The 14,188-nt window shown below is 59.5% G+C and carries 12 protein-coding genes, 1 tRNA gene and 1 pseudogene; 6 read left to right on the forward strand and 8 right to left on the reverse strand.

Features of this window, described 5'->3' with window-relative positions; genetic code table 11:
• The first annotated feature begins 242 nt into the window (after positions 1 to 242).
• Entirely contained in the window at positions 243 to 1,397 is a 1,155-nt protein-coding gene (gene ampC / locus EQV96_RS05760) for a class C beta-lactamase (protein ID WP_240881545.1), read from the forward strand.
• Here the strand turns inward: ampC and EQV96_RS05765 are convergent.
• The gene (locus EQV96_RS05765; RefSeq protein WP_095002177.1) at positions 1,394 to 2,044 is read right to left on the reverse strand and encodes a class I SAM-dependent methyltransferase; all 651 of its coding nucleotides are present in this window, start codon (positions 2,042 to 2,044) and stop codon (positions 1,394 to 1,396) included. The two genes, ampC and EQV96_RS05765, sit on opposite strands and share 4 nt — an antisense overlap.
• A gap of 93 nt (positions 2,045 to 2,137) precedes the next feature.
• Complete coding sequence (locus EQV96_RS05770) at positions 2,138 to 3,517, reverse strand: glutamine synthetase family protein (RefSeq protein WP_240881547.1); 1,380 nt, start codon at positions 3,515 to 3,517, stop codon at positions 2,138 to 2,140.
• A 348-nt stretch (positions 3,518 to 3,865) separates the two neighbouring features.
• Here EQV96_RS05770 and poxB point away from each other — a divergent pair, with 348 nt between their 5' ends.
• The 4 genes from poxB (at position 3,866) to EQV96_RS05790 (ending at position 7,764) form a co-directional block, all read left to right on the forward strand.
• Positions 3,866 to 5,587, forward strand: coding sequence for a ubiquinone-dependent pyruvate dehydrogenase (poxB, locus tag EQV96_RS05775; protein WP_240881549.1), 1,722 nt, complete (start codon positions 3,866 to 3,868; stop codon positions 5,585 to 5,587).
• Between the two features lie 227 nt (positions 5,588 to 5,814).
• Complete coding sequence (locus EQV96_RS05780) at positions 5,815 to 6,057, forward strand: ParD-like family protein (protein ID WP_016780087.1); 243 nt, start codon at positions 5,815 to 5,817, stop codon at positions 6,055 to 6,057.
• A complete protein-coding gene (gene map / locus EQV96_RS05785) occupies positions 6,054 to 6,845 on the forward strand; it encodes a type I methionyl aminopeptidase (protein ID WP_240881550.1) in 792 nt (263 codons plus the stop codon). Before EQV96_RS05780 ends, map begins: the two co-directional genes overlap by 4 nt.
• Before the next feature lie 25 nt (positions 6,846 to 6,870).
• Positions 6,871 to 7,764, forward strand: coding sequence for a LysR family transcriptional regulator (locus EQV96_RS05790; RefSeq protein WP_095019351.1), 894 nt, complete (start codon positions 6,871 to 6,873; stop codon positions 7,762 to 7,764).
• A gap of 74 nt (positions 7,765 to 7,838) precedes the next feature.
• Here EQV96_RS05790 and EQV96_RS05795 read toward each other — a convergent pair.
• Positions 7,839 to 8,318: pseudogene (locus EQV96_RS05795) on the reverse strand (cupin domain-containing protein); the annotation flags it as partial.
• 15 nt (positions 8,319 to 8,333) lie between these two features.
• On the reverse strand, positions 8,334 to 9,383 hold the full coding sequence (locus EQV96_RS05800) for an alpha/beta hydrolase (protein ID WP_240881551.1): 1,050 nt from the start codon (positions 9,381 to 9,383) through the stop codon (positions 8,334 to 8,336).
• A 329-nt stretch (positions 9,384 to 9,712) separates the two neighbouring features.
• On the opposite strand from EQV96_RS05800, the gene EQV96_RS05805 reads away from it, so the two are divergent.
• Positions 9,713 to 11,287 (forward strand): sensor domain-containing diguanylate cyclase, encoded by a 1,575-nt coding sequence (locus tag EQV96_RS05805; protein ID WP_095002184.1) that lies wholly within the window; start codon positions 9,713 to 9,715, stop codon positions 11,285 to 11,287.
• A gap of 86 nt (positions 11,288 to 11,373) precedes the next feature.
• On the opposite strand, the gene EQV96_RS05810 is transcribed toward EQV96_RS05805, so the two are convergent.
• The 4 genes from EQV96_RS05810 to bamC form a co-directional block, all read right to left on the reverse strand.
• Positions 11,374 to 11,463, reverse strand: a tRNA-Ser gene (locus EQV96_RS05810).
• Between the two features lie 91 nt (positions 11,464 to 11,554).
• Positions 11,555 to 12,268, reverse strand: coding sequence for a phosphoribosylaminoimidazolesuccinocarboxamide synthase (gene purC, locus EQV96_RS05815; protein WP_019410660.1), 714 nt, complete (start codon positions 12,266 to 12,268; stop codon positions 11,555 to 11,557).
• A 28-nt stretch (positions 12,269 to 12,296) separates the two neighbouring features.
• Positions 12,297 to 13,055: an MBL fold metallo-hydrolase gene (locus EQV96_RS05820; protein ID WP_095002187.1), complete on the reverse strand. Its 759-nt coding sequence runs from the start codon at positions 13,053 to 13,055 to the stop codon at positions 12,297 to 12,299.
• Between the two features lie 4 nt (positions 13,056 to 13,059).
• A complete protein-coding gene (gene bamC / locus EQV96_RS05825) occupies positions 13,060 to 14,175 on the reverse strand; it encodes an outer membrane protein assembly factor BamC (RefSeq protein WP_095002188.1) in 1,116 nt (371 codons plus the stop codon).
• Positions 14,176 to 14,188 lie beyond the last annotated feature (13 nt).

The following is a 14,188-nucleotide window of genomic DNA, read 5'->3' on the forward strand; positions in this document are numbered from 1 at the left end:
CCTTGAAGAATGGCGCGCAGTATATATCGCCGCCAGGGATTACCGGACATTGCCTCGTCATGTTGTGCGCGAAAAAACCTACGAAACTTCCATATAAAACCCGCATCCCTAGAGTGATTTCCTCTATAAATTGCCTGGCTCAACGCCATTGAAGATTTGTTACAACACATTATGTGACAAGCCAGTCGGGCCACTGTGAGCGGGCACGAGTAGATTTGCGCACTAAAAACCGAGGATACCCCATGAAAATGACCTGCAAACTGTCAGCACTGGCACTTTCGCTGATAGGCCTTTGCTCTTTTGCCAGTAGTGCACTGGCAAAGGGTTCTGACCTGGATACAGTGGTGCAAAACGGCGCCAGGCACGTAATGCAAGAATACGCCGTGCCCGGCCTGGTCATCGCCGTGAGCGCTAACGGCAAGCAACACTTTTACAGCTTCGGTGTCGCGTCCAAGGCCAGTAAAGAGCCAGTGACCCCCGACACACTGTTCGAGGTTGGCTCGGTCAGCAAACTGTTTACCGCAACCCTGGCCACTTATGCCCAGGCCCAGGGCAAACTTTCACTGAGCGATACCGTCGGTAAACACGAGCCGGAACTTGAAGGCACGCCCTTTGGCAAGGTAACCCTGGCCCATCTGGCCACCCATACTGCAGGCGGCTTCCCTTTGCAGCTGCCGGACAGCGTGCAGGACGAGCGCCAGTTGATGGATTACCTCAAACGCTGGAAACCCGCCTACCCGATGGGCACCCAGCGCAGCTACGCCAATCCAAGCATCGGCATGCTCGGCGTGATTGCCGCCAAAAGCCTGAACCTGCCGTTCACCCAGGCAATGGAGCAACAACTGTTCCCGGCACTGGGGCTGCACAACACCTACTACACCGTGCCCGCCAGCAAAATGACGTTGTATGCCCAGGGCTACGACAAGCAGGATGCACCGGTCAGGCTTAACTCCGGCGTGCTCGGCAATGAAGCCTATGGCGTGAAAACCAGCGCCCGCGACCTGATCCACTTTACCGAGCTCAACCTGGGCCAGGGCGAAACCAGCCCGCAGATTCGCAAGGCTCTGGCTGACACGCACACCGGTTATTTCCGCGTGGGGCCCATGACGCAGGATCTGATCTGGGAACAGTACCCTTACCCTGTCGAGCTCAAATCGCTGTTGGAAGGCAACTCGAACAACATGGCCTATGAAAACAATGACGCCATCGCCCTGAATCCGCCTCTGGCCCCACAACAGGCGGTATGGGTCAACAAGACCGGCTCAACCGGCGGCTTTGGTGCCTACGCAGTGTTTGTGCCTGCCAAGCAAAAATCGATCGTCATTCTGGCCAACAAGAACTACCCCAACGACGCACGGGTCAAGTTGGCATACGAGGTGCTCAAGGCTCTGGACTAAATGTCCTTGCGCAAGATGTAGATGCTGCCCATGCCACAACCGGGCAGCACTTCGTACTGTTTGAGGATACTGAAGCCTGCCCGCTCAAATTGACCTTCAATTTCATCCTTGTTCACCACGATACGGAGCGGGTCACAGCCCTGCTCCGCCGCACGACCAAGGGGCACAGAAAGGATCAGGCCGTCACGACTGACCCTGTGCAGCTCGCGCAAAATGGCCTGGCGATGATCGCTGTCGCGCACATGGTGGAACAACTGCATGCAAAAAATGCAGTCCACGGCGTTTTCCGAAATATCGATGGAAAACACCGAGCTTTGAAACAGCTTGATGCGCGCCAGCAGGCCGACGGGATGGTGGGTTTGTGCGTGATCGAGCATGGCCTGCGACGAGTCGCAGGCCAGGATCACCCGATTGCCATGCTCGGCCAAAATCGGCCAGAAACGCCCGGCTCCGCAAGCCAGATCCAGGATCAGTCCAGGCTCGCCCGCAACCTTGAGCGCCCGGCGCACCAGGCGCCGCTCGCGCCACAACACGAACCTGCGGGCAAGCCCTTGGGGCTGTACTTGCAGGCAAACCTTCGCATGCTCGCGGTCAAACTGCTCGGCGAGCTCATGCTCTATAGGGGTGGAAGGTGGCTGCGATGACATGGGCCCGCGAACTCTTATGTTTGATGATGATCAACGCAGAGATTATCGGGGCACCAGTGAAAAAATTGTCACAAAACCATGAAAACAGGCGGGTCACGCCTGCTGCAAATACCAGCGCCAGTCCTGCTCGCCCACTTCGCCCATGAATTGACGGTATTCCGCGTTTTTCACGGCCAGGTAGACCTTGAGAAACTCCGGACCGAAGGCTTCTTTTGCCCACTCCGAAGCCTGCAACGCCCGCAAGGTGGTCAGCCAGTCGGTCGGCAACCGCTCGCTGGCCTGGGCATAGCCATTGCCTTCGACCGGCGCACCCGGGTCGAGTTGCTCGCGAATGCCACGATGGATTCCGGCCAGAATAGCTGCCGCGGCCAGGTACGGATTGGCATCGGCACCACATATGCGGTGTTCGATATGCCGTGAAAACGCCGGACCACCGGGCACCCGCAGGCTCACCGTACGGTTGTCCACGCCCCAGGTAGCGGCCAGCGGCGCATAACTGTTGCTCTGGAATCGGCGGTAGGAGTTGGCATTGGGGCAAAACATCAACAGTGAATCGAGCAAAGTGCTGAGCATTCCGCCCACCGCCTGCCTGAGCAACGGCGTACCGTCCGCTGCCTCGCTGGCAAACAGGTTGTTGCCGTCCTTGTCGGCCAGGCTCACATGCATGTGCATGCCGGTACCGGCCAGATCATCGAAAGGCTTGGCCATAAAGCAGGCAACCATCCCGTGCTTGTGCGCCACGCCTTTGACCAGGCGCTTGTAGCGCACCGCTTCGTCCATTGCCTGCAGCGCGTCACTGCGATGCTCCAGGGTAATTTCCACCTGCCCCGGCGCATATTCGGAAATCGCCGTGCGTGCAGGTATCCCCTGGAGCTTGCAAGCGCTGTACAAGTCGGCCAGAAACGGCTCGATCTGTTCCAGCTCGCGCAAGCCGTAAACCTGGGTCGCCCGCGGGCGCTGGCCATCAGCATCACGGGCCGGTTGCGGGCGACCGTTGCTGTCGCGCTGCTGATCGAGCAGATAAAACTCCAGCTCCGCCGCCATCACCGGGTAATAGCCATCGGCCTTGAGGCCATCGATAACCTTGGCCAGCAAGTGCCGGGGGTCGGCCACTGTGGCGGGCATGCCCTGTTGGGGATGCATGCTGACCTGTACTGCCGCCGTGGGAATCAGGCGCCACGGCATGGGCTGCAAACTGCTACTGACGGGATAGGCACGGCAGTCGATATCGCCCACATCCCACACCAGGCCGGTGTTTTCCACATCATCGCCGTTAATGCTCAAGCCCAGAATCGTGCTCGGCAGCGGCCGACCGCTCTCGTAGACCGCCAGCAACTCGTCGCGGTGCAGCAACTTGCCGCGAGGCACGCCGTTATTGTCGATGATGAACAGTTCGAACATCTCGATGTGGGGATGTAATTCCAGAAAATCCAGGGCTTGTTGCAGCGGGGCAAACGCGGTTGCAGCACTCATGGCAATACTCATCGGTTCGTATCAGACAGGCGCCGGGGCGCACATATTCAGGATTTGACGGCACGATGAAGATCCGGCGGGCGGGCATGACGGCAGTGAAACAGGGCCCAAAAGGCCTGCCAGGGGCACTGAATGCTGCTCATACCTGCAACCGTTGCCAAAAAGGGAACCCAGCCTCACACGCCCGGGTGGGTTGTTTAAATGCAGGGATTTATACCTTTGGTTACATCGGCGCTAAACAATCAAGCCTCTGTGGAAGCGGGCTCTGTGAACGTTTCAATCCCCGGCAAGGTCGCATGCAGTGTCTATCCTGCTTGATCCACCCTACTGCTTCGAGGAGCCCGCACCATGACCAGAACGGTTGCCGATTTCATCACCGAAACCCTGCAGCAAGCCGGCGTAAAGCGTGTATTTGGCGTGGTGGGTGATTCCCTCAATGGCTTTACCGACGCCTTGCGTCGCCAGGAGCAGATTGAGTGGATCCATATGCGCAACGAGGAGTCCGCCGCATTCGCCGCCGGGGCCGAAGCCCATTTGACCGGCGAGCTGGCGGTTTGCGCCGGCAGCTGTGGCCCCGGCAACCTGCACTTGATCAATGGCCTGTTCGACGCCCATCGCAGCGGAGTACCGGTGCTGGCACTGGCCGCTCACATCCCCGGCAGCGAAATCGGTATCGACTATTTTCAGGCCACCCACCCCGAAAGCCTGTTCAAGGAATGCAGCCACTACGTTGAACTGGTGTCCCGCCCTGAGCAGCTGCCGCAGATTTTGCATCGGGCCATGCGCACAGCCATCGCCAAACGCGGAGTGGCGGTGGTAGTGATTCCGGGGGATGTGGCGCTGCAAGCGACCGAGGCCAAGGTGGCGCAATGGCTCAAGCCTGCCCAGCCGCTGGTCTGTCCCGCCCCGCCCGATATCGACCGGCTGGCGTCGTTTCTCAATGACGGCAAGAAAGTCACACTGCTGTGCGGCGCAGGCTGCGCCGGTGCCCATAGCGAAATCCTGGCCCTGGCCGAGCGGTTGAACGCGCCCATCGTGCATGCCCTGCGCGGCAAGGAACATGTCGAATACGACAACCCCTATGACGTCGGCATGACCGGCCTGATCGGCTTCGCCTCGGGTTACAAGGCGATGATGAACTGCGACACCCTGCTGATGCTGGGCACCAACTTTCCTTACCGCCAGTTCTATCCCGAGCACAGTTATATCGCACAGATCGACCTGCGCCCCGAAGCCCTGGGCAATCGCTGCCCGCTGCAACTGGGGCTGCTCGGTGATGTGAAGCTGACGCTTGAGGCAGTATTGCCCAAGGTGATGCAAAACCCCGACCGCAACCACCTCGACCAGGCGCTGGACGATTACCAAAAAGCCCGGGAAGACCTCGACGCCCTGGCGGAAAGTGGCCCTGGCAGCTCTATCATCCACCCCCAGTACCTCAACCGGCTGGTCAGTGAGCTGGCGGCAGAGGATGCGATTTTCACCTGCGACGTTGGCACCCCCACTGCGTGGGCAGCCCGCTATTTGAAAATGAACGGCAAACGGCGCCTGATCGGCTCGTTCAACCACGGCTCGATGGCCAATGCCATGCTGCAGGCCATCGGCGCACAGGCGACATACCCGGATCGCCAGGTTATCTCAATGTCCGGCGACGGTGGTTTCACCATGATGATGGGTGACTTCCTCACCCTCAGCCAGGTGGGCTTGCCGGTCAAGGTCATCGTGCTCAACAACGGCACCCTGGGTTTTGTCGAAATGGAAATGAAGGCAGCGGGCTTCCCGGATGTGGGTTGCGACCTGAAAAACCCGAACTTTGCGGCAATGGCCCAGGCCATGGGGGTTAAAGGGATTCGCGTGGAGCATCCATCCGAACTGGAAGCGGCGCTGCGCGAAGCCTTCGCCCATGACGGCCCGGTGCTGGTGGATGTGGTCAGCGCCCGTCAGGAGCTGGTCATGCCGCCGACCAAGACGTTCGAACAGGCCAAGGGCTTCAGCCTGTTTATGCTCAAGACCGTGATGGACGGCCGCGCCCGGGAGCTGATCGACCTGGCCAAAGTCAACTTGTGGCGCTGATTAACTCTCCAATAACCGCAGTACTTTGTGGGAGCGGGCTTGCTCGCGATGAAATTGACGCGGTTTACCTGACAGACCGCGCCGCATGCATCGCGAGCAAGCCCGCTCCCACAGGGAGACCTTGACCGGAAACAGAGTTTCTACACGATTGAAAACCGCTACAGCTTGCGATCACGAGCAGCTCTCGCCTAATATACGTTCCATATACATTTCATATTGGAACGCTGATGGGCATCGTCAAGATATCCGAGCAGATGCACGAAAACCTGCGGGTCGCCAGCAACGCGCTGAGCCGCTCGATCAATGCACAAGCCGAGCACTGGATGCGGATCGGCATGCTGTCCGAACTGCACCCCAACCTTGATCACAACCAGATCTGCCGCCTGCTGGTGCGGGCCGAGCAGGCTGGCGGCCTGGACTTGAATGTGGCACTGCAAGACACCCCCCTCGCAACCGGAGCACATTCATGAAGGCCAGCGTCGTTATCAACACCCCGGCGCAAATCGCCCAGTCCAAGGTCGCGGGCAAGCTGGCCGCCGAAGTGCTGGCCATGATCGCCGAGCACGTCAAGGCCGGGGTCACCACCGACCAGCTCGACCGGATCTGCCACGATTACATCGTCAACGTGCAAAAGGCCATCCCCGGCAACGTGGGCTATCACGGTTTCCCCAAAACCGTATGTGCTTCGGTCAATGAAGTGGTATGTCACGGCATCCCGTCCAACCGCGTGCTGCGCGACGGCGATATCGTCAATATCGATATCGCCGTGGTCAAGGATGGCTGGTTCGGCGATACCAGCCGCATGTACTTTGTCGGCGAGCCAAGCCCCGCAGCCCGGCATCTGGTGAAAACTACCTACGAAGCCATGTGTGCCGGGATCCGCATGGTCCGCCCGGGCGCAACCCTGGGCGATATCGGCCACGTCATCCAGACCCTGGCCGAGAAAGAAGGCTTCAGTGTGGTACGCGAGTATTGCGGCCACGGCATCGGCAAGGTCTATCACGACGAACCGCAGGTGCTGCACTACGGTTATCCGGGCCAGGGCATGAAGCTCAAGACCGGCATGATTTTCACCATCGAACCGATGCTTAACGCTGGCAAGCGCCATGTGAAGACGCTGCCTGACCACTGGACTGTCGTGTCCAGGGATGGCTCGCTGTCGGCCCAGTGGGAGCATATGGTGGCCGTGACTGACGACGGCTTTGAGGTTCTGAGCCCGTGGCCGGACACCCTGGCCGAGTACCCCGCCATCGTTTGACGGGCCACTGCACAGGGACGGCGATATGACGGTTGAAAGCTACGACCAACTGGCGATCTTCGCGGTAGTTGCCCAGGAGCGCAGCTTTACCCGCGCCGCCGCCCGCCTGGGCATGTCGCAACCGGCCCTGAGCCGGGCCATGCGCCAGCTCGAGGAACGCCTGGGGGTGCGCCTGCTGGCGCGCACTACCCGCAGCGTTGCCCCGACCCAGGCGGGCGAGCACCTGCTGCAGGTGATCGCCCCACGCTTCGACGAGATCAACAGCGAGCTGGCGCTGCTCAGCAAGTTCCGTGACCGGCCAGCGGGCAAATTGCGCATCACCGCAGGGGAGCATGCGGCGATTGCGGTGCTGCAGCCGGTGCTGGCGCGGCTGCTGCCCGACCACCCGGACTTGAGCATCGAGATTATCGTCGACTACGGCCTGACCGATATCGTCGCCGAGGGCTTCGATGCTGGCGTGCGCCTGGGCGAACAGGTGGCCAAGGACATGATTGCCATGCGCATCGGGCCCGATATGCGCATGGCGGTGATCGGCTCCCCCGCTTACTTCAGCCACTACCCCAAGCCGGTGATCCCGGCCGATCTCATGGCGCACAACTGCATCACCCTGCGCATGCCTACCCACGGCGGCCTGTTTATGTGGGAATTCGAAAAAAACGGCCAGGCACTCAACGTGCGGATCGAAGGCCAACTGGTGTTCAACAACATTGCCATGCGTCTGGAATCAGTCCTGCAGGGGCTGGGCCTGGCCTATATGCCGGAAGACGTGGTGCGGCCCTATATCGAGCAGGGCCGCCTGATCCGAGTGCTGGAGGACTGGTGCGAACCCTACTCCGGCTACCACCTCTACTACCCGAGCCGACGCCAGTCCTCCCCGGCCTTCACCCTGCTGCGTGAAGCCTTGCGCTACCCAGGCTGAGGAGGTGCCAGCTCACGGCTTTGCCCGTCCACTCCGCAGCCAGCATGGCAGGGCTCTGAAACTTAACGGTTCTGGTATTGCTCATCCGTCACTTTCTCCATCCAGGTCACGCTTTTACCGTCCACGCTGCCGGTGACGGCCAGATGAGTCATGGCACCGTCCGCTGCGGCGCCGTGCCAGTGTTTGACGCCCGGTGGGCAAACCACCACATCGCCGGGGTGGATTTGCTGCACCGGCTTGCCCCACTCCTGGGTCAGTCCCACGCCGGACACCACCACCAGCCGCTGCCCGGCCGGGTGAGTGTGCCAGGCGGAGCGGGAGCCCGGCGCAAAGGTGACGTAGGCACCCGAAGCGTTGATTTCCTCGCTGGCGGCAAACAGCGGATCGACCCGTACCTGCCCGGTAAAGTAGTCCTCGGGACCCGCTGTCGAGGCCTGGTCGGCGCTGCGGGTGATCTGCTGCGCCCGAGCCTTGTCGTCAACGGCTGACGATCCGGCGGCACCCGCCAGGGGGGCCGCAACACACATGGCAAGTGTCCACAGTGTCCGCTTCATGCAAACCTCCCGGAATCAGAGTGTTCTGGCATAGAAATCAGCCAGCTGGTTAATGGCAGTGTCCACATATTCAGGCACCCAGTAGGTCTGGATATGGGTCGCACCATCGATCTTGAACAGTGTCTTGTCCTGGGTGCCCGTGGCCCTGGCGAACGCCTGCTCGGTCATATACAGGGTGTCGGCCTTGCTGCCGGCAATCATCAGCAACGGTTTGTTGAGCAATTCGAGCTGGTTGGTGGCGTCGAAGCTCATCAGGTCCATCAGGCTGCTGAGGGTGTATTTGAAGGTCGAGTTGGGGTGGGCGTGGGTTTTGCCGTAATACTCGAAACCTTCGCGATACAGATCAAAGGGCAGCTTGGCGATCTGCTCGTCGGTGAGTTTGACATCGCCGGTGTAGATTACTTCGCCACCTGCCGCTTCCTGGGCACGGGCAGCGGAGGCCTGCTGCAGACGCTCCTGGAGGGTGTCCAGTTGCGAATCCATAAAACCATTACGGCGTACCAGACCTGAATTGAACATGCTCACAGTGGCAATCGACTGGAAACGCTTGTCGCTCTGCCCGGCTTTCAAGGCATAGCCACCACCGCCGCAGATACCCAGCAAGCCCAGACGTTGGGGGTCAACACCGGGGTAACTGGCAATAAAATCGGCCATGCCGTGGATGTCTTCAACACGGTTGGCAGGTTTGTCGACATTGCGCGGCTGGCCGCCGCTGGCGCCCTGATAGGCCGCATCGGCGGTAATGGTGATGTAGCCCTTTTCCGCCAGACGCTGAGCATACAAGCCCGCCACCTGCTCTTTAACACCGCCGTTGGGGTGCGCAACCACTAGGGCGGGGTATTTTTTGCCAGCATCATAGTTCGCCGGGGTGTACACATTGGCGGCGATGTCCAGGCCATTGAGCTGGTAGGCAACCGGGTGGATATTGACCTTGCCCGGCTCGTTGCGAGTGATCGCACCCGCGTAGGTCAGGGTGAACGGGTTGGTCTTGTAGTCCCCCGCTTCCGCGGCGGACATGCCGACCATTGCGGCCATAAACGTGGCTTTAAGCACCGTAAACGTCACAGTAATCTCCCTTTCAAGTTAAAACTTCTGTAGGAAACGGCCACCAGAGGCGTGCGCGTATTCAATACAGAAGTAACTTAGCGCGTAGGAATTCATTGATAAACGCGGCTTTATTGATAGCACTTATACCAATGACGCATAAATCCACCGACTGGTGATTGGCACCCGCCGTCGGCCGCAAGCGGGCGATAGCCGCAGTTCAGCAATTATTCTTGTTTACGGGTGTGACAGAGCGCTCACCCCTACCTACTCTGCTAGTGACCTGCGCACCGCCAGGTTCTGGAGTCCAAACCTCTATTCAAGTTTTTTTGCGCTTATCGAACATGCCCATGACCGACAGCTTTAAACCATCACGCCCATTGCCCGTAAACCTGCGCGGCCTGATCCTCTGCATTGTTCTGGCGTCAGTCCTGGCGACCCTGTGCAACAGCCTTGTGGTGGCCTATCGCGTACAACGCGACGCCCTGATCCATTCGACCCTGGAGTCCAATGCTGCCTATGCGGCAAAAGTTGCCTCCAGCATTGGTGAGTTCTTGCGCGCAGCCCACAACAACCTGAACTACAGCGCCAAAATACTCGGCAAGCACTGGGACGATCCTCAGGTGCTGCATGAAGAAGCCTTGAGGCTGGAGGCACAGGATCAGTATTTCAACTCCGTCGAAATCCTCGATGCCAACGGCAAGGTCCTGGCCTCGAATCCGCCGCAGGCGCAGATTGTCGGCTCCAACGTTCCGGCCAGCGGTATCAGGCAAGCACTCCAAGAGCGCCGGGCACTGGTCAGCTCGACCTATGTATCCCGCCAGGGCAACTTGATCGTATTCGTATCAGAACCTGTTTTCAGCAAGGCCGGTGTGTTTCTCGGCGCCGTGGTCGGGTCTATTTACCTGCTTGATCAAAGTGCCTTGCACACCGTCATCAGCAGCCACTTTCATCACGAAGGCACTTTTGCGTTTGTGGCCGACAGCAATCGTCGACTGCTCTACCACCCCAATCCTGCGCGTATCTCTGAAGTGCTTGGTGAAAACCTTGCGGTTGATGCCGCCCTGGGCGGCGAACGCGGTTCGATGGAAATAAGGAATTCCGAAGGCGTCGAAATGCTGGCAGGTTACAGCCAGGTCCCGGACTCCAATTGGGCGGTAGTGGTGCAACAACCCAGGGAGCATAGTCAGGCGACCTTGCGCCGGCTTATGCACGACATGATCATGGGCATGATTCCGGCCGGGCTTCTGGGGATGGTACTGGTATTCGTCGGCACAACGCTGATCGCCCGGCCCCTGCGCCTGCTGTCTGCCGCGGCACAACAGCTGTCCGCGCCGCAGACTACGGAGTTGCTGCAACGTATCAACGCCTGGTACCACGATGCTTCGGCCATCCGCCAGGCCATGCTGGCGGGCGTGCAACTGCTGCAGCAAAAGCTTGGCCGCCTCAGCCACGAGGCGCAAAGTGACCCTCTCACCGGCCTGGCCAATCGCCGGGCCATGGAAGAACTACTGAGCGTGCTGGAGCAGACCCAGCAGCCCTACACGGTACTGGCGCTGGATATTGATCATTTCAAGCGGGTCAATGACACATTCGGGCATGACGCTGGCGACGTTGCACTCAAGCAGGTTGCCGAAATCCTCAAGCAGAACTCACGGGCAAACGACCTGGCATGTCGCAGCGGTGGGGAGGAATTTTCGCTGCTGCTACCGGATACCACGCAAGAAACGGCCAGAGCCATCGCCGAACGCATACGCCAAAGCATCGCAGACGCTCGCATACCGCAAGTCGGCAACCTGACAATCTCCATAGGTGTTGCCAGCAAGGCCGGCGCGCCAATGACACCGCAGCAAGTACTAAAACTGGCCGACGAACGCCTTTACCGTGCCAAGGAAAGCGGGCGCAACCGGGTGGTGTCTGCCTGAGGGGAAATGGGCACCGCATTTATCGACGCCCACGAAAAAGCCCCTGAAATGTTTAACCATTTCAGGGGCTTCGTCTTGTTCAATAATGGCGGAGAGATAGGGATTCGAACCCTAGGTACTGTCGCCAGTACAACGGATTTCGAATCCGTCCCATTCGGCCACTCTGGCATCTCTCCAACGGCGCGAATAATAGCGCGGTTTTTGATTATGGCAAAGCCTTTTTTCAAAAAAACCGCGCTGTATCAGTTGCTTGCGCGCCTTTACTGCTTAAAGCGGGACGCCGAGGCGGTTTGCAACTTCTTCGTAGGCTTCGATTACGTCGCCCAGACCCTGACGGAAGCGGTCCTTGTCCATTTTCTTGCCGGTAGCCTTGTCCCACAGACGGCAGCCGTCCGGGCTGAATTCGTCACCCAGGACGATGGAGCCGTCGTGGAATACGCCGAACTCAAGTTTGAAGTCGACCAGCAGCAAGCCAGCGTCATCGAACAGCTTGTTCAGTACGTCGTTGACCTTGAGCGACAGTTCTTTCATGCGAACCAGTTGCTCGGCAGTGCCCCAACCGAAAGCCACGACGTGGGATTCGTTGATGAACGGGTCGCCCTTGGCGTCGTCCTTGAGGAACAGTTCGAAGGTGTACGGGTTGAGCTTCATGCCCTCTTCCACACCCAGACGCTTGACCAGGCTGCCCGCTGCGTAGTTACGCACAACGCACTCGACCGGGATCATGTCGAGTTTCTTCACCAGGCACTCGTTGTCACCCAGCAGTTTGTCGAATTGGGTCGGCACGCCGGCTTCTTCGAGTTTCTGCATGATGAAGGCGTTGAACTTGTTGTTCACCATGCCCTTGCGATCAAGTTGTTCGATACGCTTGCCGTCGAACGCCGAAGTGTCGTTGCGAAACAGCAGGATCAAGCGGTTTTCGTCGTCGGTCTTGTAAACCGATTTCGCTTTACCGCGATAGAGTTCTTCACGTTTTTCCATGATGGGCTCCGCATGCTAAGTAGGTGGGCTAGGCGATTGTGCGCCAGTCGAGCCCTGAATCTTGATCGGCCAGTTGCAGCCAGTCCGGGTCGCACCCAAGGGTGTCGACAAAACATTGCCGGGCCAGCTGCGGCAGGTTGTTCTTGCTGCTGAGGTGGGCCAGTACCAGGTGTTGAAGGTCTTGCCAGCCCAACTCGGCCACCAGGCTTGCGGCCTGGTGGTTGTTCAAATGTCCTTCCTGGCCCCCTACCCGGCGCTTGAGAAACGCAGGGTAGTGACCACGGGCAAGCAGGTCCCGACAGTGGTTGGCTTCAATCATCAGCGCATCCAGGTCGCGATAGCTGTCCAGCACGCCAGCACAATACGAACCCAGGTCGGTCAGCAAGCCGAACCGCCGCTTGCCGTCACTGAATACATACTGGGTGGGCTCCTGGGCATCATGGGCGACCAGGGTCACACTGATATTCAAGGCTCCGATTTGCAGCGTCTGGCCACCCGCCACGTAACCGGCGGCCTCCAGAGGCTTGCGCATCCCGCGCTGGGTACCACGACTCATGTACACCGGCAAATTGTAGCGCCGCGACAGCAAACCCACGCCATGCACATGGTCGGCATGTTCGTGGGTGACCAGAATCGCGCTCAGCTGGTGAGCGCTGATGCCCAGCCTGGCGAGACGACGCTCGGTTTCTCGCAACGAGAAACCGCAATCGACCAGTACATAGGTGCTGTCGCTGGCTATCAGCGTGCCATTCCCTTGGCTACCACTGCCGAGAACGGCAAAACGCATACAATCAGCCCAGGTTGTCTTGGATAACGCCCAGCACCTTGCGCGCCACTTCTGGCGAGGCAACGGTGTTGATGTTTTCTTCGACGGTCACTTGCACGCTTTCACCCACCTTGCTCAGGCGAACCTGATAGCGCTGGGCACGGGCTTCAACTTCTTCCTTGTCCGGCTTGCTGCCAAAGAGACCGGAGAAGAAACCAGGTTTCTCGTCCTTCTTCTCGGCTTTTTCGGCGAGGTTGATGTAGTACAGGCCCAACGTGCGGTTGATGTCTTCAACGCGCCATTCGCCCTGTTCAAGTGCACGACCTACGCTGGACCAGGCACGGTCGAGGTCTTCGGTCAGGGTCAGCACCGGGTTGCCGCTGCCGTCTTCGTTCAGGCTCACACGCGCAGGGGTGTCGAAATCACGGGCAGCCAGCAGCGAAACCGAACCGCCCTTCTCGGCGTTGCGGCTCATGCTGATCAGCATTTCATCAACCAGGGCTGCATCCAGACCGGTGTTGACCGAGCGGTTGCCAAAGTCGACGTTGGCACTGCTACCGGCCGGGCGGTTGGCACTGACCACGTAGATTTCGCTGGTATTGCGCTGCACACCCGGCTCGATGCGTACCCGCAGGCGGGTTTCGCTGTCGGAGGCCAGGCCGCTGCTGCCCACATGGCGGGCGATCGGAGCGGAAAGCTCGTCAGCACGCTGCCAGCTCGTGGTGAACTCGCCGGTTTGCGGGCGCTGTTCGTCGATGCGGAAGCCATTGTCCTGGAAGAACTGCATCGCTACCGGCCAGACTTCTGACGGCGAACGCTGCGCCATGACCCAGCGGCTGTCGCCACTTTTCTGCAGGCTGAAATCGCTGGCACTGGCGGCTACAGCCAACGGCTGTGGACGCGGTACTTCAAACTCGCCCTTGACGTTGTCGTCGGGCACATTGCTGGGGATCGGCAACAGCGGCACAAGGCGCTTGTCAGTCTGGACACCTGGCGGCAACTGCATTGGAGCGGTTTGACGCGCCTCCAGGTAGTCGCTGCCACGGTCGCGGAAGTAACCCTCTTGACCCCACAGCCAACCGCAGCCGCTGGTGCTGGAAATAATCACGGCTAGTGCGGAAAGTCCGGCCAATCGCTTCATGCGTAGTGCTTCC

It is taken from the genome of Pseudomonas sp. TMW22080 (assembly GCF_022496745.1).
Taxonomy (GTDB): domain Bacteria; phylum Pseudomonadota; class Gammaproteobacteria; order Pseudomonadales; family Pseudomonadaceae; genus Aquipseudomonas; species Aquipseudomonas bubulae.

Coding starts and splice junctions, on each gene's coding strand:
- EQV96_RS05770 (WP_240881547.1), bottom strand. CDS start 3,517: ATGAGTGCTGCAACCGCGTTTGCCCCGCTGCAACAAGCCCTGGATTTT.
- map (WP_240881550.1), top strand. CDS start 6,054: ATGAAGGCCAGCGTCGTTATCAACACCCCGGCGCAAATCGCCCAGTCC.
- EQV96_RS05790 (WP_095019351.1), top strand. CDS start 6,871: ATGACGGTTGAAAGCTACGACCAACTGGCGATCTTCGCGGTAGTTGCC.
- poxB (WP_240881549.1), top strand. CDS start 3,866: ATGACCAGAACGGTTGCCGATTTCATCACCGAAACCCTGCAGCAAGCC.
- EQV96_RS05805 (WP_095002184.1), top strand. CDS start 9,713: ATGACCGACAGCTTTAAACCATCACGCCCATTGCCCGTAAACCTGCGC.
- EQV96_RS05765 (WP_095002177.1), bottom strand. CDS start 2,044: ATGTCATCGCAGCCACCTTCCACCCCTATAGAGCATGAGCTCGCCGAG.
- purC (WP_019410660.1), bottom strand. CDS start 12,268: ATGGAAAAACGTGAAGAACTCTATCGCGGTAAAGCGAAATCGGTTTAC.
- bamC (WP_095002188.1), bottom strand. CDS start 14,175: ATGAAGCGATTGGCCGGACTTTCCGCACTAGCCGTGATTATTTCCAGC.
- EQV96_RS05820 (WP_095002187.1), bottom strand. CDS start 13,055: ATGCGTTTTGCCGTTCTCGGCAGTGGTAGCCAAGGGAATGGCACGCTG.
- ampC (WP_240881545.1), top strand. CDS start 243: ATGAAAATGACCTGCAAACTGTCAGCACTGGCACTTTCGCTGATAGGC.
- EQV96_RS05780 (WP_016780087.1), top strand. CDS start 5,815: ATGGGCATCGTCAAGATATCCGAGCAGATGCACGAAAACCTGCGGGTC.